Source organism: Kordiimonas sp. UBA4487 (assembly GCF_002389025.1).
Taxonomy (GTDB): domain Bacteria; phylum Pseudomonadota; class Alphaproteobacteria; order Sphingomonadales; family Kordiimonadaceae; genus Kordiimonas; species Kordiimonas lacus.
Genome location: NZ_DGNR01000015.1, coordinates 143,784 through 165,314 on the forward strand (window position 1 = coordinate 143,784; position 21,531 = coordinate 165,314).

Genomic DNA, 21,531 nt, shown 5'->3' on the forward strand with positions numbered 1-21,531 from the left:
CAGGATGCCTGATATCCTGCTTTCATTAATCCAATGCATTAATGAAAGGGGGCGCGCCAGTGTTCAACCATATGAAAAGCTACCAAGTGTGGGACCGCACAACACGCCTGTTCCACTGGGTCAACTTCCTCAGCATTCTTGTGCTGATTGCTGTTGGGCTTGTCATCTATAACGGCAAGGCGTTTGGGCTTTCCACTGAAGGCAAGATTTTCGCCAAGGAAGTGCATGTGTACGCGGGCTATGTGTTCGCGGCCAATCTGTTCTGGCGGCTCATCTGGGGCTTTATCGGTGGTACCTACGCCCGGTTCAGCAAAATACTGCCGTTTGGCAAGGGCTATGGCGCTCACCTCAAGGCCTATCGGTCAGGCAACAAGACAGCCTGGCTGGGCCACAATCCCATGGGGCGGTTGGCCGTGACGGCGCTGCTGTTGCTCATGACCGTACAGGCCGTGACCGGCCTTGTGCTGGCGGGCACCGATATCTATTTCCCACCCTTTGGCGGTATGATCGCAGAATGGGTCGCGGCAGACGGGGTAGAGCCCGCAAGCCTTGTGCCCTATGCCAAGGATATGGTTGATGCCGCAGCCTACCAAGACATGCGCGCGTTTCGAAGTCCCTTCATTGACACCCACGAGATTGTTTTCTTCGTCCTGTTGGGGCTGATTGTGCTGCATATCGCTGCAGTGGTCTGGACAGAAATTCGCCATGGGGGCGGCATTGTCTCGGCCATGTTTACTGGCCGCAAGGTATTCGCGGAAAAACCCGCTGACATCGAAGACTGATGCCAAAAACAGGCACCTGAGATTGGCAAGAAAAAGGCGGCACAGAAAACGCCGCCTTTTCGCTTTTTTTACCTGAGACCTATCGGGCGATAAACGGGTCAGAAAAACGCTCGTCCGCCATCAGGCCTTCGCCTGGTCATTTGCGCGAGGCCATCCAGGCTGCAGTCGCGAGCCGGACCGGCAGGAGCCCGAATAGGCTGCTGATAAGCAAGCCTCCAATTGGCCTTGCCCTAACTGATGAGAAGAAGATAGGTGGAAGATAGGGTAATCCAGCTTGCGGCAAAAACCTTAAGGCGCACCGGCCCCAGCATTTCCGCGAAAGAGCGGGCAATGATGCCGCCGGTGATCGCGCCGGGGATGACATACATCAGGATGTCCCACGGCTGGGGCCCGGAAAGCAGATGGTCCCACACGCCAAAAAGCACGCTGACGGCGCTGGCGATGACCGCAAGGGCGGCGGTTGTGATCAGCGGAAAGTTTCGGGTGAACAGGTAAAGCGCCACCAGTTCGCCCACCCCGACACTGAAAAAGGCGGTTGCGATACCCCCGATGACGCTGAGCAGCGCAAGCAGGGCATAATCAGCGCGGGTTGGGTGGGACCGGTTCTGCAACCGGCCGCGCCCCAGCCAGCTGGTTATCAGCACCAGCAGCCCCAGCGCCACGGAAACAGTCTTGAAGGCCCACAGAATGGCTTCCGGCGGGCTGGTGTGCAGGCTCTGGGTGATCAGCATGGCGGGCAGGGCACATGCCAACACCAGGCCCAGCATGCGCAGGAATACAGTGGGCGGTACGCCAGTGTCGGTGCCTCTGGGGTCGTGGATGCGGTGCAGCCACCTGAGGCACCCGGTCGACATGCCGAACGACTGGATGATGAAGCTCATGCCCACAATCTGGCCGGCGACGATGGCAATATGGCCGCCTGCGCCGAGATACTCGAAGGCCGGCAGGAACACGACGCCGCCGCCCACACCGGTTGAGTTGGCGATGGTGGCAGCCCCGAAGCCCACAAGGTACAGAAATAGGCCCTCAAGGGCCGTGAGGGCACTATGGTCCGTATTCATCACCAGGCCCCCATAGGCCGCCACCATGACGGCGGCAGCTCCGGCCGTGAGACGCCGCAGCCAGCGCGGCTTTGCGGGCATTCGTTTCGCAGGCGTTCCGGTGTGGCTCGTGGGGGTGTCCATGGGGTCGAAAAACCTCGGTACAGAAAAAGGGCACACGATGGGCACTATGGGTGTGCCCTTTTGTGCCATAAGGGCACTACCAGTGTGCCCATTTTTTCGCCTTCCGTTCAATAGAAAAGCTCATGCTTTCATGAAGAAATCGTGGCTTTAATGCAGGCGCCTGTGTGCCCATCTCTATAGCTAGGTGAGGATAAAACGGAGGGCGAAATGCCGCGTGATGACGACCCCAAAAAGGCCTTTGATGCATCGGATTTCGAGTTAGCTCAGCTTAACGTGGGCAAGATCAGATATGCCAAGGACAGTCCCGAAATGGCTGATTTCATTGGCGCGCTGGATCATATCAATGGTCTTGCCGAACAGTCGGATGGCTTCGTCTGGCGGCTCAAGGACGAGACGGGCAGCGCCATGTCCTTCTCATTGTTTGACGCGGAAACCCTGCCGAATCTCAGCGTGTGGCGGGACCGGGAAAGCCTGTTCAACTATGTCTACAAGACCGCCCACACCGATTATCTGGCGCGCCGGAAAGAGTGGTTTCACATGCCGTCCGAAGGGCATATGGTGCTGTGGTGGGTGCCCAAAGGCCACCGTCCCGGCCTTGATGAGGCCGCCAGGCATCTGGAATACTTGCGGGAAAATGGCCCGACGCCGATGGCCTTTACCTTCAAGCGGGCCTTTGGCCCGGACGGGGAGCCGGTGACCGGCAAGCCTGCGCTCGTGTCGGTATAGCGCCAGTATCGAAACTGCCATAGGGCTATTTGTCCTACTTTTGGCTCAGTTCATCGCTTTCCTCTGGCGTATTGCGTGCTGGCGCGCATGCTCATAAACTAGGGATGAACTTGAAACGAGTGGGGACATCAGATGATGATTAGAAATTCTTTACGTGCGGGCGCCGCCGCCCTGGCGCTTGGGGCCGCGTTCATGGGGCCGGCGACGGTTCAGGCAGAGCATCACGCGGACGCGATCCAGGCGGCGGTCAACAGCCCTGAGAGGCCAGCGGCAGACCGCGCACGCGACAGCCAGCGCAAACCGGCTGAAATCCTTGAATTTGCTGGGGTAAAGCCGGGCACAACAGTCCTAGACATCAACTCCGCAGGCGGATTCTACACTGAAATCCTGTCCCGGGCTGTCGGTGAAACCGGCAAGGTTTATGCTCATAATGGTGCTGTTTACTGGGCCTTTATGAAAGAAACAGAGCCTGCCCGCTATGCCGAGAACCGCCTGCCGAACGTTGTGCAACTCCATGAAAATAAAGAAACTTTTGGTATCGCGGCGAATAGCGTGGATGTGGCATTCTCCGTCTTGGCCTACCATGATTATTATTTTTCTCACGAGGCTCGCCCAGGGGGCGGATACGAAGATGTGGACGCTGTTCTACAGTCCTTATACCGGGTGATGAAAGAAGGCGGGAAGGTGCTTGTCATCGACCATGTCGCCCCCGCAGGGGCAGGGCCCAACGACTTCGATCGCCTTCACCGCATTGATCCTAATGTAGTAAAAGCTCAGATGGAGAGCGTTGGTTTTCAATTAGTTGCTGAATCAGATATACTTATTAACCTAGGCGATAGCCTAACGTTGTCTCCTTTCAATGCAGAGATCAAAGGGAAAACAAGCCGATTTGTATATCTATTTGAAAAATAGCGGCTCAAAAAGCAAGAGGCGCCAACTACCGGGCGCCTCTGGATTTGCATTTAAAGCTTTGAGTTAACTACTCAGCAAGGCCTTGTTCCTTGAGAAGCTGCTGCAATTCACCTGATTCAAACATTTCACGAACAATATCGCAGCCACCAACAAACTCGCCCTTAACATACAGCTGCGGAATGGTTGGCCAATCAGAAAATTCCTTGATACCTTCGCGAAGGTCAAAGTCTTCTAGGACATTGTATGTTTCAAATGGTACGCCGACATGGGTCAGTACCTGAGAAACTACACTCGAGAAGCCGCACTGAGGAAAGATTGGCGTGCCTTTCATGAACAGCACTACATCGTCCTTGTTGACGTATTCTTTGATTCGATCAAACACTGGATTTTCACTCATTACGTCGTCCTTTAACTTAATCATCTTCGCTACAAGTAATCTTCCTTGGTGTACTTTCCAAGGGGCTGTGCGTTAAAATGTGATAATTCTTATCCGGTTTAGCAGTGGCGGAGGCGATGAGACGCTTATTCGGGGGCGCTCGTCTGGAGCGCGAGGGCGTGTAGTTCGCCGCCCATACGGCCCTTGAGGCTTTTGTACACAAGTTGGTGCTGCTGGACACGCGACAAACCCTTAAAGCCATCATAGACAACATGTGCCGCATAATGGTCGCCGTCGCCGCGTAGATCCTCGATGTGAACTTTTGCGCCTGGCAAGCCCTCTTTGATCAGATTCTCTATTTCTTCTGCGTGCATAGCCATCTGTTTTTCCTTGAATACCCGATTGGTGCGATATCTCAATAACCGCGAACTTCTTATAGCATGTACGCATCCAAGCCGCTTGCTGCCTTTTTAACCACGACCTTTGCTGCTTTCAATCCTTTTGGGATATTCCAGCAAGAAAAATGGCAACTTCCCGTATGACGCATACGCAAAAAAATACCGGTTGACTGCTACGTCGCTGAAGGGCTCAATCTGGCTGCTGCGGCAAATGGGGAATTGTGCTCGTGAAAGCGAACAAGAATAATTTAATTATAACAACACATTACTGCCCTTTGGTCGGTGGGGCTCAAACTGTCTATGATGCTGTCGCTACCTCCAAGCCGGATGAATTTGAAGTTTTTACCGCCTTAAAAGACTATACGACGGGCCAAATTGTTGAGGGGGTGGGGGAGTTTGACCATAGTGCCCTTTATTCGATTACCAGGATCGAAGAGCTGCGCCCGCCGCTGGTGAACGGACGGGTGGGCGTGTTGAGACGCGCCTGGATGGCGGTGCAGGACAGGCTGCTGAGGCGTAAAGTCATCGCCTACTTGAAACAGACATCGTTGGAAAAATCCTATCAAACCATTATCTTAGGGGCACTGGACGCGCTTGGCTGGCTGGTGGAACCCTTGCGGGCGATCTTCCCGGACACCAAAATCGTGATCTATACCCACGGCGAAGAAATATCGCAGGCCTGCTATTCGGCTCGGGCGGAGGAGCGCCGACGGAGGGCCCTGAAGACCGCGGACGGCGTCGTGGCCGTGAGCAGCTTTACGGCGGGCCTGCTGACGAGCAAATACGGCGTGGACCCGGAGCGCATCGAGCTGGTCACCAACGGCGTGGACCTGGATACATACGACCGGTTGCCGAAGGAAAATGTGCGGCCCCACTTCGGGCTGGGGCATGGCCCGCTGGTGCTTGCGGTCGGTCGCCTGGTGCCACGGAAAGGCTTTGACGTCCTTATTGAGGCCTGGCCCCGCATCCTGGCCGCTGTACCCGGCGCTCAGCTCGCAATCGCAGGCACGGGGCCACTTTCGGAGGCGTTGAAGGCTGCCGCAGAACGGCCAGAAATGAACGCCAGCGTCCATATGCTGGGCTTTGTAAAGGATGAGATGCTGCCGTCCCTTTATGCCAGTGCCGACCTGTTTGCGATGCCCAACCGCACCATGCCTGACGGTGACACCGAAGGCTTCGGCCTGGTGTTTCTGGAGGCCGCAGCGGCAGGTACGCCCAGTGTTGGTGGCAAGGCCGGCGGCGCTGTGGACGCCATCCTGGACGGTCAAACCGGCCGGTCGGTGGACGGCGAGGATGTTGGCGCTGTGGCCTATGCCATCACCGACCTGCTGAATGACGAAGTAACGCGCAAACGCATGGCTGAGGCCGCGCACGCCCATGCCCTGACCCAGGGATGGGACAGCAAGGCAGATCAATTGCTGAAGTTTTTCAAGCGCTTACGGGGCGAGGGTTGACGTGCGTGAACTTTTGCAACACCGCTTGATGCGACGGTTGGCCGGCCATTCGGCTTTGGAGCAAATCACCGCCCGTACGCTTGGCCTGTTCCGACCCACCGCGCCGTTGCCGCGCTATCGGCCTGCAGGGTATTTCCCTAATGAAAACAGGGTGTTGGGTGAAAATGGCGCGATTTTCATCACGGCCCGCTTCCGGAGCGGATCAACCCTGTTGTGGCAGGCCTTCGACCGGCTCGCGGGCTTCACCGCCTATTATGAGCCGCTGAATGAAAGGCGCTGGTTTGACCCTTCTACGCGCGGCGAGGGCACAGACGAGACTCATCGGGGTGTCCAGAATTACCATAATAATTACAAGGGGTTGAAGCATCTGTCTGCGCTGTTTTCGGAAAAATGGACCTATCGGAATCTGGCCATGGGCCATAGTGCCCATTCGAGTGCCCTTGAAAAATACATCGCCGCGCTGATTTCACATGCTGCGGAGAGGCCTGTTCTGCAGTTCAACCGGGTCGATTTTCGCCTGCCATTTTTGCGCGCCAAATTCCCGGATGCCAGCATTCTGCACCTGCGCAGAAACCCGCGCGACAGCTGGCGATCGACACTGAAGGGGACCGCGAATAATCGTGACTGGAATCTGATAACTTATTCTGATCACTGCCATTTTTACCTTTTGCCCTGGTATCGGGATCTGGCGATCAGCTACCCGTGGCTGCTTGCAGACGCGCGGAAAACTCATCCCTACCGGGTGCATTACCTGCTCTCGCGCTTCTCTGATCTGTTCGCGGCTGAATGGGCCCACACGTCTATCAGTTACGAGGCCCTGTGCGCCGATTTTGCCGGCACAATAGGGCATCTTTTAATGGAAAATGGGCACACCCATAGTGCCCAAAAATCGCAAAAGGGCACACCCATAGTGCCCAAAGTGTGCCCATTTGACCTGAGCCCGCTTGAGGGCCTGATGGCGCCGCGGCAGGAAGGCTATGACCACAGTGTCGACGCGGACTTTTACACAGCAGAGGAAGCTGCCGCAGAGGCCCTTCTGAAAGCACACCTCCCCAATCCGGATCAGGATTGATTCTGATCCCCAAAGTCGCTAGCGTCCATTTACGAGACTGATCAGTTTGATAAATGGAAGGCACATATGGGGGACTGGACGAACATCGATAACGGCCGCGGGGTCTCTGTCCCTGTATGGTCATTTGAACCCGAGGGGGAGCCAAGGGCGGCGCTGCTGTTGTTGCCGGCCCTTGGTGTGCAGGCACGCTTCTACCGCCGGTTGGCGGAAGGGTTGGCGGGTGCCGGGGTCGGGGTGTGCGTGTTTGAACAACGGGGCCACGGCGAAAGCCCCTACAGGGCCGGGCGAGGCCAAACCTTCGGCCTCAATGCTTTTCTGAACGATGATATTCCCGCGGCTATCGATCACACACAAAACCTGTTCCCTGATGCCCCCTTGTTTCTGGGCGGCCACAGCCTTGGCGGGCACCTGAGTTCCATAACAGCGGGCCAGCGAGACGATATTGCGGGCGTGGTGCATCTTGCGTGCGGGTTTCCCTACCAGGGCTTGTTTCCCGCGAAGCGGGCGCGGCAGATCAAATGGCTTTGTCGCATGCTGCCGGCGCTGATGGCCCTTGTGGGCCATTTCCCGGGAGACCGACTGGGCTTTGGCGGGCGGGAATACAGGCAGTTGATGCTGGATTGGCGCGACTGGGCCATGGGCGGCAGCTATGATGGCCCCGCAACACCAGATGCCATGGACGCGATTGCGGGCTATGAGGGGCGGGTGCTGTCGCTGGCGTTCGAGAGGGATGGTCTGGCCCCCGATACAGCTGTTGCGTTCAGCCGTAGCTGCTTCAAATCGGCAGACCTGACAGGTCGCAAGCTGACGGCAGCGGAACAGGGCGAGTATCTTGGCCATTTTGACTGGGCGCGTCGGCCTGACGGCGTGGTTCGCGAAATCGTGAGCTGGATGGGCTGAGCAAATTCTTGCCGCTGGCCTGCTTTCCCCTATGTCAGGATAAACCACAAGGGAGAAGACCATGAGCCATATCGACCCCGAACGCGAGCAGTTCGAAGCCTTCAAGGACCTGCCGCGGGACCAGCCCATCAATATGCTGAACCTGATCCGATTGAAGGACAAGGCAGAGTATGAGGGCACAGCGCCAGAAGGAGTGGTGACGGGGGCAGACGCCTACAAGGCATATGGCAAGGAAAGCGGCCCCATCTTCGCGCGCGTGGGCGGCAGCATTGTCTGGCGCGGTGCGCCGCAGTTGATGCTGATCGGCCCGAAGGAAGAAACGTGGGACCTGGCATTTGTGGCGCGCTATCCGAATGCCGGCGCCTTCATGGAAATGGTGACAGACCCCGAATACCGCAAGGCGGTGAAGCACCGGCAGGCGGCCGTTCTCGATAGCCGCCTCCTGAGGTGCGCCGAACTGGAGAACAGTGCAGCCTTTGGCTAGCGCGGAATATTTCGTAGCCTTGATCAGAAAACTCAAATTTTAGTAGTTGTTTGCGCGCCCTATAGGTGTGCGATAGCCTATCCGTAGAAGAGATTTTGCTGATGGGGGTATATCCGACATGAAGGCTAAAGAGATTTTCGCCACATTGTTGGCGGCGTTGGTCATTGCGCACTATTACGCAGTGACATCGGGCCCCAACTGGCATGATGCCTATGCTGGCGAAACTTTTCTCGAACTGTTGTGGCGCCGTTTACCACTATTCATGCTTCTGGGTGGCTGCTGGCCGCTTTTTAAAGTCGATTTTTTCCGTTGGTTGCCAATTCCCATTCTGGCAGCAGTTCTATTTTATGCACACCCCATGCTGTCAGAGGTCTTGGGGCTCACAAGCTTTGTTTCAAAGTCTCTTCTGATGATGGCCTTTGGTGTGTGGATCAGTGCCGCGATCGAGTTGTTCACGACAACTGAGGAAACCGTGCTGTGGAAGTCCCAACACAAAACATGGCAATACGTGGATGCAGGCTGGACACCCTATATTAGCATTGCATTTGTGGCTGTATCGCTTGCCGCCTGGTTTACCTTGCCACTGGTTGAGGTGAACCAGCTTTCTATGTCGGGCCGCTTATTGATGCACGTGCCGGTGCTGGCGGCTGCCGCCTTTGCTTTCGTGCCGCGTTCCTCCCATGGCTATTATGTTGGCATACTTATCTGCCTCATTCTCGTTACAGTGATCAGCGTCAGCCTTGCGAACCTATTTAGCTACCCGCTCGGCAATGTCAAAGAAGCCTCCTATGTGCACAGCGCCATGGAACACTGGCCATTTGCACTCTTGGCAGTCACGGTTATTGGTACTGGGTGGTTGGGTAGCAACTATTATCCAGAAACAAAAAAAACCAGGCTGGAAGCCTCTAATGCCTCATCCAAGTTGCAGCAGGGGCGCGTCCAGCCGGCCACGTCACGTCTGCTACCTTCAGCGACCCGCCGGTTCGGCAATCGGAAGCGCTCCTCCAGCGCAGATTGAAAAGATCGCCGTGCCTTATTGCAGGCGTTCCCGCCGTTGGTGGTGGCTTCGATCTAAGCGCTTGTTTTACATCGAGCTTTGGGCGTAGGATGGCGTGGGCTTTAAATAAGAGGGGAGCAATCTCATGAAAATCAGTCTTGGGCGTAATGATATTATCACTCTCGTTGGGTCGCTGATGGTGGCGATTGGCGCGTTTCTGCCGATGGTGGAAATTGGCCGTATTGGCACCATGAGCTATGCAGACGCGGCAGACCCGGAAGTGTATCTACTGGTGGCATTCGCGCTGGCGGCCACGGTTGTGATCTTCCTCGATAAACGCAAATTCAGCCTGTTCGCGGCGATCGGTGCGTGGCTGGTGCTGCTGTGGCCTGTGATCAAGAATATGGGCGGTGACAGCGGTGACGATGGTGGCCTGATGGGCAAGCTCTCGAAGGTGACAGACCCGATTCAGAAAGCCGCATCAGACGTGGCAGGCCGGATTTTCTCGAACGTGTTCGACATGGAAATCGGCGGCCTGATGTTTGTTCTTGGCATGATCGTCATGACGGTCGGTGCGGTGATGGCCTTTATGGCAGCAAAGAAAGCCTAAGGGTAACTCCGTGAAGCAACCGAACAGAAACATCAGTCTTGTGATGTTTGCAGGGGCGCTGATGACCATCATCGGCGCCTTTTCACCGCTGCTGGACGTGATCCACCTGAAGGTGATCAGCTATGCTGACATTGGCAAGCCGCAGCTTTATGTGCTGATTGCCTGTGCGGTGTTGGCACCCGTGCTGGACGCCGTTAAATCCCGCAAGGGCGCTTTCGTCGCAGTCTTGGGCGTTTGGGGCGCACTCTGCTGGCCGCTCATCCGCTGGCAGCTGCATCTTGAGCGCGAGCATGGTTTTTGGGGTGAAGTGGAAAAGCATGTCACGGACCCGCTTGAAGAAGCGGGCGAGCATATCGCCGAACGCCTGTTCCTGCGCATCGATGATTTTGAATGGGGCGGCTATGTTTTCCTGGGCGGCGTGGTGCTGATGACCATTGCGGCCTTGATGGGCCTCAGGAAAGCCAAATAGCGGCTGTGCACACGGCAAAAGAAAAGGCGCCCACAGATTGGGGCACCTTTTCCCATGAAATTGAAAGGACTTAGCCGTTCATGGCAAGAATGTCCTCGAATGTCTTGCCGTCCAGCTTGTCGCCCATTTTTTCATAGAGCGTTTCGGTGAGCGACTTGCCTTCGGCCATTTTCTTGGCTGTGTCCATCAGGCCGCCAGTGCTGGATTCGCCGTCGCTGGCCACCATGCCGGAAAGGGCATCCATCAGCTTGGACTGGTCTTCTTCCGACAGCGAACCTTTCATGGCCGCCAGGCTGGATTTGAACGCGTCGAGCGAGCTGGTGTCCAGCTTCAGCGCTTCTGCCGCCTTGGTCGCCATCTCAGTGGCTTTGTCCATGGAGGATTTTTCAGCAGTGGCTTCCGTCGCAGCCGGGGCCGTCTCGTCAGCCTTCTGCGTGCTGTCGCCGCTATCGCCGCAGGCGGCAAGGGCCAGCAGCATGGCAGTGGCGGTCAGGGGCTTCATAAAGTGTGTCATACGTGATCTCCCTTTTTATGATTGTCTCTGTACGGCCAGACTATACCATAAGATGTGGAGAATTTATGGCATCGTACATGCCTGATGAATTCGCAGCATTGTCGCTGCGGATGTAGGTGAGACCATTGAGGCAGACATGAAGACAGTTCCACATCGGCGCCATCGGCATTCAGAGGGGCCGGGCTATTACAAGTGGGTGATCGCGGGGCTCGCGACTGTCGGGCTGCTGCATCTCTGCTACCTGATCGCCGGAGAGTTTTTCACGGGACTCGGTGGTGCGTTACTGACCATCTGGATCATCCTGCCTATGATTGCTGGCCTGAAGGTGGGGGCGCGTGGCGTCATGCAGGGCGGGATGCCCGCCTTTGTGGGGACATTTCTGCTGACGGCGAATTATGGGTTCCCTTATGTTGGCTATACCGGTTGGCAGGAGCCGCTGGCGATCCCCATCCTGTTGGTGGCCCCGGCAATCCATGGGGCGTTCATCTTCGGCCTTTCCGTGCTCATCAGGGCATTTGAACGGCGCTAGATCCATAGAAAGGCGCCAGTGAATCCTGCACCTCAAAGGGGCATCATTGGCCCCTTGAGGACATTGAAAACAGCTCAGGCCGCGGCTACAGCTTTTTCGAGGTGAAGGACCTTGCGCAGGTGGCTTTCAAGCCGGGCCTTGTGGCTTGCGAACTGCGGGTCTTTGATCACATTGTGGCTGGAGAAATGCGGCAGTTCCGTGAAGCCGCAATATTGGTGGGCCTTGCGCATGGGAAGGATGGCCTCGGCCGGGTTCATGCCGCCAAAGAAGGCATTCCTGTCGTCAAAGGCTTCTGCCGGCGCGTTCCAGGTGGTGGAAAACATCACCTTCCTGCCGTGCATCAGGCCACCACTGCCATACGGGCCATCGTTGTAGGTGAAAAAAGCGTCATAGGCGAACACATCGTCCATATACTGCTTCAACCGCCCCGGCACCATGAACCAGAACACGGGATACTGATAAATCACCAGATCGGCCGCCCGATATTTTTCGATCTCAGCCTGCACATCATAATTGTCTGCCACACGGCTTCTTAGCACGGTCATATGCGGCGCCAGTGCGGCTGCCGCCGCGTCTGCCATGGCCGCGTTAAACTCGCCGCGTGAATAGGCGCTCGGGTCCGCGCCGTTGATAACCAGTGCCGTGGTAATCTGATCCTTCATTTGTCGCTCCTTCGTCTGCATGAAGATGATGCTGGCGAAGGTGGGTACATTGGTTTATAAAATCAACTAGTATACTTTTTGTAACCTAAATTCGAATGCAAACAGGCAGCAATGCGAGTGAGGCAGAAGCGATGGATGCGAGCAACAAACCCGATGGCTGGCTGACACCATGCGCCATTGAAAACGGCATGCGGATCATCGGAGGCAAGTGGAAGGGCACCATCCTGTGGCACCTGAAGGATGGCCCGGTGCGCTTCAATGCGCTTGCCCGGATGCTGCCGGGTGCCAGCAAGAAGATGATCACCCAGCGGTTGAAGGAATTGGAAGACGCGGGCTTGCTGGTGCGCACAGTGATCAGCACAAAACCATTCGCCGTGAGCTACGAGATCACCGACGAAGGGCGGTCGACCCTGCATATCCTGGATGCGCTGAAAGATTGGGCCGAAGCGCGGGGGCTTTAACCTGAATCAGCACGGCGGAGCTTTGGCCCGCAAACAGAAAAAGGCGCCGGGTAGGGCGCCTTTTCCGTGACTAAGTCGTGGTGTCAGCTTAGGCTGACAGCGGCTCTTTCGCCATATAGTTCGGCATCCAGCCCTCATGCGCGGCCGTGAGGTCGCTGAGCGCCAGGTCAAGCGCGCCGCCGTTGACGGTCAGGCGGTCGCCGCCGGTCTCGCCCAGTACGGCCACCGGAATGCCGGCGTCCTTGGCTTCCTTGCGGATGGTCTCTGCCGTCTCGGCGTCGGTGGCCACAAGATAGCGGGCCTGGGTCTCGCTCAGCAGTGCTACGTGAAGCGGCAGGTCGCCCTCGACATCCACACTCACGCCCACACGGCCCGCAATCGCCATGTCGGCGAGGGCTGCGATCAGGCCGCCGTCAGACAGGTCATGACAGGTGGAAACCTGGCCATTTTCAATCAGCGCGCGGACGAAATCACCGTTGCGGCGTTCGATATCCAGGTCCACATGCGGCGGGCAGCCTTCGTTCTTGCCCAGAATCTGCTTCTGGTAGAGGCTGGCGCCCAGCTCGTTCTTGGTCTCGCCGATCAGCACCACAGTCTGGCCCGCGCCCGCAAACGCAATGGTGGCCATCTTGTTGCTGTCGGCCATCACGCCGACGCCGCCGATGGCGGGTGTTGGCAGGATGCCGGAGCCGTTGGTCTCGTTATAGAGCGACACGTTACCGGACACGATCGGGTAATCCAGCGCGCGGCAGGCTTCGCCCATGCCTTCAAGGCAGCCGACGAACTGGCCCATGATGTCCTTGCGCTCGGGGTTGCCGAAGTTGAGGCAGTTGGTGATCGCAAGTGGGGTCGCGCCCACGGCCGTGATGTTCCGCCATGTTTCCGCAACCGCCTGACGGCCGCCTTCAACCGGGTCGGCATAGCAGTAGCGTGGGGTTACGTCAGTCGAGATCGCCAGCGCTTTTTCTGTGCCGTGCACGCGCACAACAGCGGCGTCGCCACCGGGGCGCTGGATCGTGTCGCCCATCACCATGTGGTCATACTGTTCCCAGATCCAGCGGCGCGAACAGAGGTTCGGGCCACCGATCAGGTCCATCACAGCCTTGCCGAGGTCGGCAGGTGCGTCCACGTCCACCGCGTCGCGCTTCGGCGTCGGGATATAGGGGCGCTCATACTCTGGCGCGTCCTCAACGAGGCTGTTGATCGGCATGTCGCCCACCACTTCGCCGCCGAACTTCAGCGTCAGGTTGCCGGTGTCGGTGATATGGCCGATCACGGCAAAGTCCAGTTCCCACTTTTCGAAGATCTTCTTCGCCATGTCTTCACGGCCCGGCTTGAGGACCATGAGCATGCGCTCCTGGCTCTCGGACAGCATCATCTCATAGGGGAGCATGTTGGCTTCGCGCTGTGGCACCTGATCCAGATCCAGCTCAAAGCCCACGCCGCCTTTGGACGCCATCTCAACGCTTGACGACGTCAGGCCCGCCGCACCCATGTCCTGGATCGCGATGATGGCGTCGGTGGCCATCAGCTCAAGGCAGGCTTCAATCAGCAGCTTCTCGGTGAAGGGGTCACCCACCTGAACGGTTGGGCGCTTCTCTTCACTGTCTTCCGTGAATTCGGCAGACGCCATGGTGGCGCCGTGGATGCCGTCGCGGCCGGTCTTACTGCCCACATAGACAACAGGGTTCCCCACGCCCGCTGCGGCGCAGTAGAAGATTTTGTCGGTGTCCGCGAGGCCAACGGTCATGGCATTCACAAGGATGTTGCCGTTGTAGCTTTCGTCGAAGTTGGTTTCGCCGCCCACGGTGGGCACGCCCACGCAGTTGCCGTAACCGCCGATGCCTTCAACCACGCCTGCCAGCAGGTGGCGGGTTTTCGGGTGATCCGGCTCGCCGAAGCGGAGTGCGTTCATGTTGGCCACAGGCCGGGCGCCCATGGTGAACACGTCGCGCAGAATGCCGCCCACGCCCGTCGCCGCGCCCTGGTAGGGCTCGATATAGGATGGGTGGTTGTGGCTTTCCATCTTGAAGATCGCGGCCTGGCCGTCGCCAATGTCGATCACGCCGGCGTTCTCGCCCGGGCCCTGGATAACCCAAGGGGCCTTGGTCGGCAGCTTCTTCAGGTGGAAGCGCGAGGATTTGTAGGAGCAGTGCTCTGACCACATCACGCTATAGATGCCAAGCTCTGTATAGTTTGGCTCACGCCCCATTGCCGAGACAATGCGCGCATATTCTTCTTCGTTCAGCCCGTGTTCCTTGACGAGTTCCGGGGTGATCTTGATTTCGTTGCCGTTATTCATTGCTCTTCCCCTTAGCCCAGTCGGTTCATGACAGATTCGAACAGCTTGCGGCCGTCAGAGCCACCAAGTGCTGGTTCGATCATGCGCTCAGGGTGAGGCATCATGCCAAGGACATTGCCTTTGGCGTTTGTGATGCCGGCGATGCGGCGCTGGGCGCCGTTGATGTCTTCGTTGTACCGGAACGCCACCTGGCCTTCGCCTTCAAGGCGGTCGAGCGTATCAGCGTCGGCGAAATAGTTGCCGTCATGGTGGGCAACCGGGATGGTGATCTCTTCGCCGGCTGCGTAGGCGCTTGTGAACATGGTGTCGGTGTTCTCGACCGTCATCTTCACGTCCTTGCACACGAAATGCAGGCCCGCGTTGCGCATCAGGGCGCCGGGCAGGAGGCCGGTTTCCGTCAGGATCTGGAAGCCGTTACACACGCCGAACGTGGGCACGCCCGCTTCCGCGCGCTTGATCACTTCCTTCATGATGTGGCTGCGCGCGCTCATGGCGCCGCAACGAAGATAGTCGCCGTAGGAAAAACCGCCTGGCAGGGCAATGAAGTCGACCTTGTCGAAGTCATACTCCTGGTGCCAGACCATGAGTGGCTTTTGCCCTGTGATCTTCTCAAGGGCGACAGCCATATCCCGGTCGCAGTTCGATCCCGGGAAAACGATAACCGCGGATTTCATGTGATCTACTCCAGTTCGATGGAATAGTTTTCAATCACGGTATTGGCCAGAAGCTTGCGGCACATTTCGTCCACTTCCTTTTCCGCCGATGCCGGGTCGGTGGACTTGAGGTCCAGCTCGATATATTTGCCTTGGCGGGCGGCTTCGACACCGTCAAATCCCATGTTGCCGAGCGCGTGCTCGATGGCTTTGCCTTGAGGGTCCAGAACGCCGTTTTTAAGGGTCACGTGAATGCGGGCTTTCATTGGGCTCACTTTCTTTCAGTCAGATAATTGTGCCGTTAGGCTTTGGGCTTACAAAAAGGTCGGACCAGAAGCTATTGCTTCTGGCCCTTGTTCTGATGATCTGCAATTTCGGTGATGTCCGCGTTCGGCAGAATGCCAAGGCGGCGCGCGACTTCCTGGTAGGCTTCCATCTCGCCCCCAAGGTCGCGGCGGAAGCGGTCTTTGTCCAGCTTCTCACCGGTTTTCATGTCCCACAGGCGGCAGCCATCGGGGCTGATCTCGTCTGCGAGAATGGTGATGCAGTCTTCGCCTTCATACAGGCGACCGAACTCAAGCTTGAAATCCACCAGCTTGATGCCGATGCCGGCAAACAGGCCGGAGAGGAAATCGTTGATGCGCAGGGCATAGTGCGTCATTTCCTCAAGCTCGATCTCGTCGGCCCAGCCAAACGCCAGCACATGTTCTTCAGCGATCAGCGGGTCGCCCAGCTCGTCGGACTTGTAGCAGAACTCAACAATCGGGCGGGGCAGTGGGGTGCCTTCGTCGATCCCAAGGCGTTTGGAGATGCCACCGGCGGCGATGTTGCGTACAATCACTTCAACCGGGATGATCTCAACAGCTTTAACCAGCTGTTCGCGCATGGACGTGCGCTCGATAAAATGCGTTGGGACGCCGATGTCGGCCAGGGCCGTGAAAATATATTCAGAGATATGGTTGTTCACCACGCCTTTGCCTGCGAGCGTGCCTTTTTTCTCGGCATTGAACGCAGTGGCGTCATCTTTGAAATATTGGATAATAGTGCCGGGCTCGGGGCCTTCGAACAGAACTTTGGCCTTGCCTTCGTAAATCTTGTTGCGGCGGGACATATATTGCCTCTTTTCCTCAGCTTGAGGGATGTCAGTGGGTTGCGCGGGCGCGAACATAAGGGAAAAGGTTCCCTGCGACAATCTTTCTGTAACAAATAACAATAAGTTTCGTCTAAGGTCTGGAAATGTGCGCAGAAATTTCCTTTATAGAGGGAAGCACTATGCTAAATTAGTGGGGTCTCAATCTGAGACTCGGATAAGAGGATGAGTAACAATGACCACGTTCGACAGCCGCGAGAAGGCTTTTGAAGACAAATTCGCCCACGACGAGACCATGATGTTCAAGGCGCGCGCGCGTCGGAACCGCCTGCTGGGCGAGTGGTTGGCCGGTGAGATGGGCCTTTCGGGTGACGACGTAGCGGCCTACGCCAAAGAGGTTGTGAAATCCGACCTTGAGGAAGACGGCGACGAGGACGTGATTCGCAAGGTGCTGGCGGATATCGAAGGCAAAGGCCTGGATATTTCCCGCCACCGTATTGAGAAGCACCTTGAAGAGTTTCTGGGCGAAGCGCAGCAGCAGATCATGGCTGAAGCGAAGTAAGACGTTCTGGAAAATCGAATGATGAAAAGGCCGGTTCGCTCCGGCCTTTTTTTGTAGCAGTAGCTTTTGACAGCGGGAAGTTAACGGAATCTTTAATGCGAAAGCGGTGGTAAACAAATAGTTCAGTATTGTGTCCTTCAAACGCTGCTTTAAGTTAGTAAGTTAATGATTCACAAGGTCAAACAGGAAACGGTAGAAAAAAACCGTTATTGAGGAGGGGGACAATGCGCTTTTGGGGAATAGCGATAGTATGTTTGGCCCAATTTTCCTTTCATGCGAGTGCCGATACAAGCACGTCTTGGCGGGCCTTGAATACGCTTGTTGGCTTCGAGCAACTTTCAGAGACAGAGAAGAAAAATCTGGAATTAATAGACTTAATGGCTTTTGACGAAGCTAACGCGCGGTATGTTGGCATTGGCGGCGGTTTTGTTAGAAACTTTTATGCAGGCACGGCGCACAGAAATAATTCTATTTTCCTCTTCAACGACAGCATGCTCCGAAATTTTACCTACGGTGGAGTTTTTCGAGTGGCGAACGAAGTAGGGCGGGCGAACGTCCTGGTGTTCGGTGTAGAAGATGTTTTGTCGGAGGACTGGAAAACGGGTGGCGAGGAGTTGCTACAGTTTTTCCATAGAGATGTGCCGGGTGACTTGTTTGATTCCATGCGCTGGCTAGATGAGGGGCGCTGCGGCCTATATCGTGAAACAGAAGCTAATGAGTCTGTTCGAACTCTTATTATTATCAACATCCATCCGGACCCGTCCATTAATGATCTGGAAGCAAGAACCGCAGCAATTTCCTGTGTGAACAGGGGGCATTACTATCACTTGGGTTTCTCTAACGCTGTGAACTTGGATAGTGCTCGGTTTGTGGATTACCGGCCAAAGGGCGGCAGGCTCTGGCTGAATATGAAATTTCACCCACTTTTCCCGCAACGTCTAAGGAAGGGGGAGCTACTGGGGTGGAAGCGAGAAGCGGTGCTCTCGGGGCTTATCAAAGCTGCGATAACCGATGGGCGATGAACCTGTCTTGAGGCAGGCCAAGGGAGTTCTCGGCCCTAATACCAGATGCTCCCAAACCCGAAAAAAGGCCGGTTCGTTCCGGCCTTTTTTGTTGGGTAGCAGCAAGGGGGCTATCTGGATTGACCTATGGTGGCACACAACCATCAGTCAATCGTAAGGCGTTAGGCGCTGGGTAGGGTGACGTGATATGTTCAATGCTTAGACGCTGTGTGGGGGCGAGTTGATGGGCAGGTAACTGATGATTTGCTTGCTATTGTTCCGGATCCGTGTTCTAAGCGGTGCAAATGCCGTGTGTAGATGACTTCATCAGCGGCATTCCATTCTCGTCATTGATCCTTCGATTGCTGCCTTGAATAATAGCCAATTTTGGCAAAGAACATACGGCAGCTGATCTACACAGACTTCCCAAACAAAGTGCCTGCTTTCTGTCGCCTCCCGAGGTGATGTGTTGCAGGAGGATTGAAGAGACTATTTGACTTATTTTAAAGACCTCGGCCTTGCTGAGTCAGTCCTGCGCGCTGTTGATGCAGCAGGATATACTACCCCAACACCTATCCAGCGTGATGTAATCCCGGCCATGAACGCGCACAGCGACGTTATTGGCATCGCGCAGACCGGAACCGGTAAAACCGCTTCTTTCGTATTGCCGATCCTGAACCGGATTGCAGCCAGGAAAAAGCGGCATTGGCCAGGAACTTGCGGCGCGCTCATTCTGACGCCGACGCGCGAGCTGGCCCAGCAAATTGCAGAACAAATCCAGACCTTCAGCAAGTTCATGAAAGTGAGCGCCCCTGTTGTTGTCGGCGGCGTCAGCCCCCGGCCCCAGATTGCGGCTTGCGCCCCGGGCGTCGACATCATTGTCGCGACGCCGGGTCGGCTTTTGGACCATATGGTATCGGGCGCGATCCGGCTGGACCAGACGCTTCAGGTGGTGGCCGATGAAGCCGACCAGATGATGGACATGGGCTTCCTGCCTGAACTTCGCAAGATCATGCTGGCACTGCCCAAAGGGCGCCAGACCATCCTGATGTCGGCAACCATGCCGCCACAGATCAGGAAGCTGGCAAATGAATTCATGACCAACCCGACCGAAATTTCAGTTGCGCCGGCATCAACGCCGATCGCCCGCATCTCCCAGATCGTGATGCGTGTTGAAAAGAATGCCAAGAGCCGCGCCCTTCTTGACGTGCTGGCCGACGATACCGTCACAAAGGCCATTGTCTTTACCCGCACCAAACACGGCGCGGACAAGGTCGCGGCCGATCTGGCAGGCGCGGGGCAACCCGCCGAGGCCATTCACGGTGACAAGGGTCAGGTCGAGCGCGAGAAGGCCCTGGCAGGCTTCCGAGACGGCGAAACCAGAATCCTGGTCGCCACCGAGATTGCAGCCCGCGGCATCGACATCGACGACATCTCGCATGTTATCAATTTCGATATGCCCCATGTTCCCGAAGCCTATGTGCACCGGATCGGCCGCACAGCACGGGCAGGGCGAAGCGGCGTTGCCATATCCCTGTGCGATGCATCCGAAGTGAAGCTTTTGCGCGAGATCGAGAAACTCACAGGCCAGCAATTGCTGCCTGCCTCTGATCAGGTCAAAGCTGATCAGGCCAAGGTTGGCGCTGACAGCAGCGACGAGACCCGCACCGCCTCGCAGGCTCGCCCACAGGCAACAAAGGCAACATCAGAGAAGAATCAGAAATCCAGCCGTGGCATTGAAATAAAAAGCAAGCCACAGAGCAGGAAGCCCAGCGCGCCACCATGGCGCAAACCTGGGCCGGAAATGCCCACCGACGGCTTGATGCGCATGCTCGGCAAGAGCAAGTCACTCGCGGCAGGCATCGCCTGAAAAAGGCACACACTAAACAACTAATACCGTTATCCAAAATGTAGACTGAAAGGAAATTCACATGGCTACAGGTACTGTAAAATGGTTCAACCCAGACAAAGGCTTCGGCTTCATCAAACCAACTGACGGCGGTGCTGACGTATTCGTACACATCAGCGCAATCGAACGTGCTGGTCTGAGCGGCCTCAATGAAGGCGACGAAGTTGGATATGAAATCCAGGTCGACGAAATGCGCGGCAAATCTTCTGCTGAAAACCTGCAGTTGACTTAAAGACAAGCCTAAAGACATGAAGGTGAGGCGCTTTGTGCCTCACCTTTTTTTCGGGACAATGCTCGCCCCCCGAAGACTGATACGGCTTGCCAAGTGCGGCTGATCGGCTAAGCTTGACGGGCAATTATGATATCTCAAAAATTCGCCTCTGCCGCCCGGCAGGCGCGCCTTGCCCAGACGCCCATGCTGCAAGGCTGGGCATTAGCAGATATGGAACCGGATAATGCTGAAAATCGTGTCTGTAAAAATCGACGAAATTTACATCCCTACAGCCAGGCGTGGTGAGCTGGACCAAAGCAAGGTGGACGCCGTAACCGAAAAGTTGCTGAATGGCGAAGACCCGAAGCCGATCAAGGTGCGCAACGGCAAAGGTCGTTATGTGCTGGTCGAAGGGATGAACCGCCTGGAGGCCAACAGGGCCCTGGGGGAAACGGACATTGGTGCTTATATCGTTCAGGCCCCAAAATTCTGAAGCCTTTCGTAGCTTGAAACCCTAACAGCCTGGTGTTCAAAGCCATAGAAAAAGGGCCGGATCGTTCCGGCCTTTCTTGTGTCTCATGTTCCTCTTACGCCTTGCGACGTCTGCGTTCGCGCCGCGCCATGTAAATCAGGCCAGGCAGCAGAAGAAGCGCGCCAAGGGGCTCGGGCACCGATGCCGCGTCGTCAATTACCAACGCAGTGTAATCAAAGCCCCGGTTGGTGCTGCCGTCATAGCTGAGGGAACTGTCGCCACCCGGATAACGGATAAGGCCGCCGGGCAGTGTGATGGAAACATCCTTGCCAAGGCTATATTGAGAGCTGGTCACTTCAGCAAGCAGTCCGATATAATAGACACCCGCCGATGTGAAAGGTGAGCCAACACCAGTGTTGACCACGGCAGTCAGGCCGCTGCCTACGCTGTTGCCTGAGAAAGAGGCAAAGGTTGTCCAGCTCCAGGTGTCCCAGTTCCACACTGACCAGGACAGCGAGAATTCGGCATAATCGGTAATGTCGCACCAGGAAAAGGTGCTGGTGCCGCTGGCCGCCCAGATGGAGGTGCCGCACCCGTCAAGCTGTATGTCTTCACCTAGCGCTACCGGGTCGTAGCTGCCCACGTCAGATTTTACATCAATGAAAGGATAGGTGGCGTCCTGGCTGTATGCACTTGTAGATACAGCGAAAAAGGCCGCAAGCCCCGCGCCAAGCATTTTCAAGAATTTCATCGTTCGAACCCCAATTCGCTTTGTACCGCTTATGCCCTATCTATCTGCGG

At 56.4% G+C, this 21,531-nt stretch carries 27 protein-coding genes; 17 read left to right on the forward strand and 10 right to left on the reverse strand.

The features are described 5' to 3' along the window. The first annotated feature begins 59 nt into the window (after window positions 1-59). Window positions 60-782, forward strand: coding sequence for a cytochrome b/b6 domain-containing protein (locus tag B3Z17_RS17110; protein ID WP_286830932.1), 723 nt, complete (start codon window positions 60-62; stop codon window positions 780-782). A 230-nt stretch (window positions 783-1,012) separates the two neighbouring features. Here the strand turns inward: B3Z17_RS17110 and B3Z17_RS17115 are convergent, their stop codons facing one another. Beyond that, complete coding sequence (locus B3Z17_RS17115; RefSeq protein WP_286830933.1) at window positions 1,013-1,924, reverse strand: sulfite exporter TauE/SafE family protein; 912 nt, start codon at window positions 1,922-1,924, stop codon at window positions 1,013-1,015. A gap of 249 nt (window positions 1,925-2,173) precedes the next feature. Here B3Z17_RS17115 and B3Z17_RS17120 point away from each other — a divergent pair, with 249 nt between their 5' ends. Beyond that, window positions 2,174-2,692 carry a DUF3291 domain-containing protein gene (locus B3Z17_RS17120; RefSeq protein WP_286830934.1) on the forward strand — a complete coding sequence of 173 codons (519 nt, stop codon included), beginning with the start codon at window positions 2,174-2,176 and terminating at the stop codon, window positions 2,690-2,692. Window positions 2,693-2,824: 132 nt separating this feature from the next. Then, window positions 2,825-3,604 carry a class I SAM-dependent methyltransferase gene (locus B3Z17_RS17125; RefSeq protein ID WP_286830935.1) on the forward strand — a complete coding sequence of 260 codons (780 nt, stop codon included), beginning with the start codon at window positions 2,825-2,827 and terminating at the stop codon, window positions 3,602-3,604. A gap of 67 nt (window positions 3,605-3,671) precedes the next feature. Here B3Z17_RS17125 and grxD read toward each other — a convergent pair whose 3' ends face one another. Further along, on the reverse strand, window positions 3,672-4,001 hold the full coding sequence (gene grxD / locus B3Z17_RS17130) for a Grx4 family monothiol glutaredoxin (RefSeq protein WP_068306937.1): 330 nt from the start codon (window positions 3,999-4,001) through the stop codon (window positions 3,672-3,674). A gap of 125 nt (window positions 4,002-4,126) precedes the next feature. Next, window positions 4,127-4,360, reverse strand: a complete 234-nt coding sequence (locus tag B3Z17_RS17135) for a BolA family protein (protein ID WP_068306936.1) — start codon at window positions 4,358-4,360, stop codon at window positions 4,127-4,129. Window positions 4,361-4,764: 404 nt separating this feature from the next. Here B3Z17_RS17135 and B3Z17_RS17140 point away from each other — a divergent pair, with 404 nt between their 5' ends. The 7 genes from B3Z17_RS17140 (at window position 4,765) to B3Z17_RS17170 (ending at window position 10,364) form a co-directional block, all read left to right on the forward strand. Beyond that, entirely contained in the window at window positions 4,765-5,832 is a 1,068-nt protein-coding gene (locus B3Z17_RS17140; RefSeq protein ID WP_286830936.1) for a glycosyltransferase family 4 protein, read from the forward strand. A 1-nt stretch (window position 5,833) separates the two neighbouring features. Continuing rightward, a complete protein-coding gene (locus B3Z17_RS17145) occupies window positions 5,834-6,904 on the forward strand; it encodes a sulfotransferase (RefSeq protein ID WP_286830937.1) in 1,071 nt (356 codons plus the stop codon). A gap of 66 nt (window positions 6,905-6,970) precedes the next feature. After that, window positions 6,971-7,804, forward strand: a complete 834-nt coding sequence (locus B3Z17_RS17150) for an alpha/beta fold hydrolase (RefSeq protein WP_286830938.1) — start codon at window positions 6,971-6,973, stop codon at window positions 7,802-7,804. A 61-nt stretch (window positions 7,805-7,865) separates the two neighbouring features. Continuing rightward, window positions 7,866-8,288, forward strand: a complete 423-nt coding sequence (locus tag B3Z17_RS17155; RefSeq protein WP_286830939.1) for a DUF1330 domain-containing protein — start codon at window positions 7,866-7,868, stop codon at window positions 8,286-8,288. A gap of 118 nt (window positions 8,289-8,406) precedes the next feature. Further along, window positions 8,407-9,306 (forward strand): hypothetical protein, encoded by a 900-nt coding sequence (locus B3Z17_RS17160; RefSeq protein ID WP_286830940.1) that lies wholly within the window; start codon window positions 8,407-8,409, stop codon window positions 9,304-9,306. Window positions 9,307-9,430: 124 nt separating this feature from the next. Beyond that, window positions 9,431-9,895: a hypothetical protein gene (locus tag B3Z17_RS17165; protein WP_068306930.1), complete on the forward strand. Its 465-nt coding sequence runs from the start codon at window positions 9,431-9,433 to the stop codon at window positions 9,893-9,895. 10 nt (window positions 9,896-9,905) lie between these two features. Further along, window positions 9,906-10,364, forward strand: coding sequence for a hypothetical protein (locus tag B3Z17_RS17170; RefSeq protein WP_286830941.1), 459 nt, complete (start codon window positions 9,906-9,908; stop codon window positions 10,362-10,364). A gap of 70 nt (window positions 10,365-10,434) precedes the next feature. Here B3Z17_RS17170 and B3Z17_RS17175 read toward each other — a convergent pair whose 3' ends face one another. Further along, window positions 10,435-10,878 (reverse strand): DUF6694 family lipoprotein, encoded by a 444-nt coding sequence (locus B3Z17_RS17175; RefSeq protein ID WP_286830942.1) that lies wholly within the window; start codon window positions 10,876-10,878, stop codon window positions 10,435-10,437. Window positions 10,879-11,014: 136 nt separating this feature from the next. Between B3Z17_RS17175 and B3Z17_RS17180 the strand changes: the two genes are divergently transcribed. Further along, complete coding sequence (locus tag B3Z17_RS17180; protein WP_286830943.1) at window positions 11,015-11,407, forward strand: hypothetical protein; 393 nt, start codon at window positions 11,015-11,017, stop codon at window positions 11,405-11,407. 74 nt (window positions 11,408-11,481) lie between these two features. On the opposite strand, the gene B3Z17_RS17185 is transcribed toward B3Z17_RS17180, so the two are convergent. After that, the gene (locus tag B3Z17_RS17185) at window positions 11,482-12,069 is read right to left on the reverse strand and encodes an NAD(P)H-dependent oxidoreductase (protein ID WP_286830944.1); all 588 of its coding nucleotides are present in this window, start codon (window positions 12,067-12,069) and stop codon (window positions 11,482-11,484) included. Window positions 12,070-12,200: 131 nt separating this feature from the next. On the opposite strand from B3Z17_RS17185, the gene B3Z17_RS17190 reads away from it, so the two are divergent. Beyond that, on the forward strand, window positions 12,201-12,530 hold the full coding sequence (locus tag B3Z17_RS17190) for a winged helix-turn-helix transcriptional regulator (RefSeq protein WP_068306919.1): 330 nt from the start codon (window positions 12,201-12,203) through the stop codon (window positions 12,528-12,530). An 88-nt stretch (window positions 12,531-12,618) separates the two neighbouring features. Here B3Z17_RS17190 and purL read toward each other — a convergent pair whose 3' ends face one another. From purL to purC, 4 genes are all read right to left on the reverse strand, one after another. Then, window positions 12,619-14,832, reverse strand: a complete 2,214-nt coding sequence (purL, locus tag B3Z17_RS17195) for a phosphoribosylformylglycinamidine synthase subunit PurL (RefSeq protein WP_286830945.1) — start codon at window positions 14,830-14,832, stop codon at window positions 12,619-12,621. 11 nt (window positions 14,833-14,843) lie between these two features. Continuing rightward, complete coding sequence (purQ, locus tag B3Z17_RS17200; protein ID WP_286830946.1) at window positions 14,844-15,506, reverse strand: phosphoribosylformylglycinamidine synthase subunit PurQ; 663 nt, start codon at window positions 15,504-15,506, stop codon at window positions 14,844-14,846. A gap of 5 nt (window positions 15,507-15,511) precedes the next feature. Then, entirely contained in the window at window positions 15,512-15,751 is a 240-nt protein-coding gene (gene purS, locus B3Z17_RS17205; RefSeq protein ID WP_286830947.1) for a phosphoribosylformylglycinamidine synthase subunit PurS, read from the reverse strand. Between the two features lie 71 nt (window positions 15,752-15,822). Continuing rightward, window positions 15,823-16,596 (reverse strand): phosphoribosylaminoimidazolesuccinocarboxamide synthase, encoded by a 774-nt coding sequence (gene purC, locus B3Z17_RS17210; protein WP_068306909.1) that lies wholly within the window; start codon window positions 16,594-16,596, stop codon window positions 15,823-15,825. 214 nt (window positions 16,597-16,810) lie between these two features. Here purC and B3Z17_RS17215 point away from each other — a divergent pair, with 214 nt between their 5' ends. The 5 genes from B3Z17_RS17215 to B3Z17_RS17235 all read left to right on the forward strand — a co-directional run bounded on the left by B3Z17_RS17215 (window position 16,811) and on the right by B3Z17_RS17235 (window position 20,751). Continuing rightward, a complete protein-coding gene (locus B3Z17_RS17215; RefSeq protein ID WP_068306907.1) occupies window positions 16,811-17,137 on the forward strand; it encodes a DUF1476 domain-containing protein in 327 nt (108 codons plus the stop codon). A 224-nt stretch (window positions 17,138-17,361) separates the two neighbouring features. After that, entirely contained in the window at window positions 17,362-18,159 is a 798-nt protein-coding gene (locus B3Z17_RS17220) for a hypothetical protein (protein WP_286830948.1), read from the forward strand. Window positions 18,160-18,631: 472 nt separating this feature from the next. Beyond that, a complete protein-coding gene (locus tag B3Z17_RS17225) occupies window positions 18,632-20,008 on the forward strand; it encodes a DEAD/DEAH box helicase (protein WP_286830949.1) in 1,377 nt (458 codons plus the stop codon). 61 nt (window positions 20,009-20,069) lie between these two features. Beyond that, window positions 20,070-20,279, forward strand: a complete 210-nt coding sequence (locus tag B3Z17_RS17230) for a cold-shock protein (protein WP_068306903.1) — start codon at window positions 20,070-20,072, stop codon at window positions 20,277-20,279. A gap of 223 nt (window positions 20,280-20,502) precedes the next feature. Next, entirely contained in the window at window positions 20,503-20,751 is a 249-nt protein-coding gene (locus B3Z17_RS17235) for a ParB N-terminal domain-containing protein (RefSeq protein WP_286830950.1), read from the forward strand. 94 nt (window positions 20,752-20,845) lie between these two features. Here B3Z17_RS17235 and B3Z17_RS17240 read toward each other — a convergent pair whose 3' ends face one another. Next, window positions 20,846-21,481 (reverse strand): hypothetical protein, encoded by a 636-nt coding sequence (locus tag B3Z17_RS17240; RefSeq protein ID WP_068306899.1) that lies wholly within the window; start codon window positions 21,479-21,481, stop codon window positions 20,846-20,848. Window positions 21,482-21,531: the final 50 nt, after the last annotated feature.

Bases quoted from the DNA above. Each gene is read 5' to 3' on its own strand.
- B3Z17_RS17135 (WP_068306936.1), bottom strand. From the start codon at position 4,360: ATGGCTATGCACGCAGAAGAAATAGAGAATCTGATCAAAGAGGGCTTG.
- B3Z17_RS17165 (WP_068306930.1), top strand. From the start codon at position 9,431: ATGAAAATCAGTCTTGGGCGTAATGATATTATCACTCTCGTTGGGTCG.
- B3Z17_RS17115 (WP_286830933.1), bottom strand. From the start codon at position 1,924: ATGCCCGCAAAGCCGCGCTGGCTGCGGCGTCTCACGGCCGGAGCTGCC.
- B3Z17_RS17125 (WP_286830935.1), top strand. From the start codon at position 2,825: ATGATGATTAGAAATTCTTTACGTGCGGGCGCCGCCGCCCTGGCGCTT.
- B3Z17_RS17215 (WP_068306907.1), top strand. From the start codon at position 16,811: ATGACCACGTTCGACAGCCGCGAGAAGGCTTTTGAAGACAAATTCGCC.
- B3Z17_RS17185 (WP_286830944.1), bottom strand. From the start codon at position 12,069: ATGAAGGATCAGATTACCACGGCACTGGTTATCAACGGCGCGGACCCG.
- purL (WP_286830945.1), bottom strand. From the start codon at position 14,832: ATGAATAACGGCAACGAAATCAAGATCACCCCGGAACTCGTCAAGGAA.
- grxD (WP_068306937.1), bottom strand. From the start codon at position 4,001: ATGAGTGAAAATCCAGTGTTTGATCGAATCAAAGAATACGTCAACAAG.
- B3Z17_RS17220 (WP_286830948.1), top strand. From the start codon at position 17,362: ATGCGCTTTTGGGGAATAGCGATAGTATGTTTGGCCCAATTTTCCTTT.
- B3Z17_RS17155 (WP_286830939.1), top strand. From the start codon at position 7,866: ATGAGCCATATCGACCCCGAACGCGAGCAGTTCGAAGCCTTCAAGGAC.
- B3Z17_RS17180 (WP_286830943.1), top strand. From the start codon at position 11,015: ATGAAGACAGTTCCACATCGGCGCCATCGGCATTCAGAGGGGCCGGGC.
- B3Z17_RS17150 (WP_286830938.1), top strand. From the start codon at position 6,971: ATGGGGGACTGGACGAACATCGATAACGGCCGCGGGGTCTCTGTCCCT.
- B3Z17_RS17120 (WP_286830934.1), top strand. From the start codon at position 2,174: ATGCCGCGTGATGACGACCCCAAAAAGGCCTTTGATGCATCGGATTTC.
- B3Z17_RS17230 (WP_068306903.1), top strand. From the start codon at position 20,070: ATGGCTACAGGTACTGTAAAATGGTTCAACCCAGACAAAGGCTTCGGC.
- B3Z17_RS17240 (WP_068306899.1), bottom strand. From the start codon at position 21,481: ATGAAATTCTTGAAAATGCTTGGCGCGGGGCTTGCGGCCTTTTTCGCT.
- B3Z17_RS17235 (WP_286830950.1), top strand. From the start codon at position 20,503: ATGCTGAAAATCGTGTCTGTAAAAATCGACGAAATTTACATCCCTACA.
- purQ (WP_286830946.1), bottom strand. From the start codon at position 15,506: ATGAAATCCGCGGTTATCGTTTTCCCGGGATCGAACTGCGACCGGGAT.
- B3Z17_RS17175 (WP_286830942.1), bottom strand. From the start codon at position 10,878: ATGACACACTTTATGAAGCCCCTGACCGCCACTGCCATGCTGCTGGCC.
- B3Z17_RS17190 (WP_068306919.1), top strand. From the start codon at position 12,201: ATGGATGCGAGCAACAAACCCGATGGCTGGCTGACACCATGCGCCATT.
- purS (WP_286830947.1), bottom strand. From the start codon at position 15,751: ATGAAAGCCCGCATTCACGTGACCCTTAAAAACGGCGTTCTGGACCCT.
- purC (WP_068306909.1), bottom strand. From the start codon at position 16,596: ATGTCCCGCCGCAACAAGATTTACGAAGGCAAGGCCAAAGTTCTGTTC.
- B3Z17_RS17160 (WP_286830940.1), top strand. From the start codon at position 8,407: ATGAAGGCTAAAGAGATTTTCGCCACATTGTTGGCGGCGTTGGTCATT.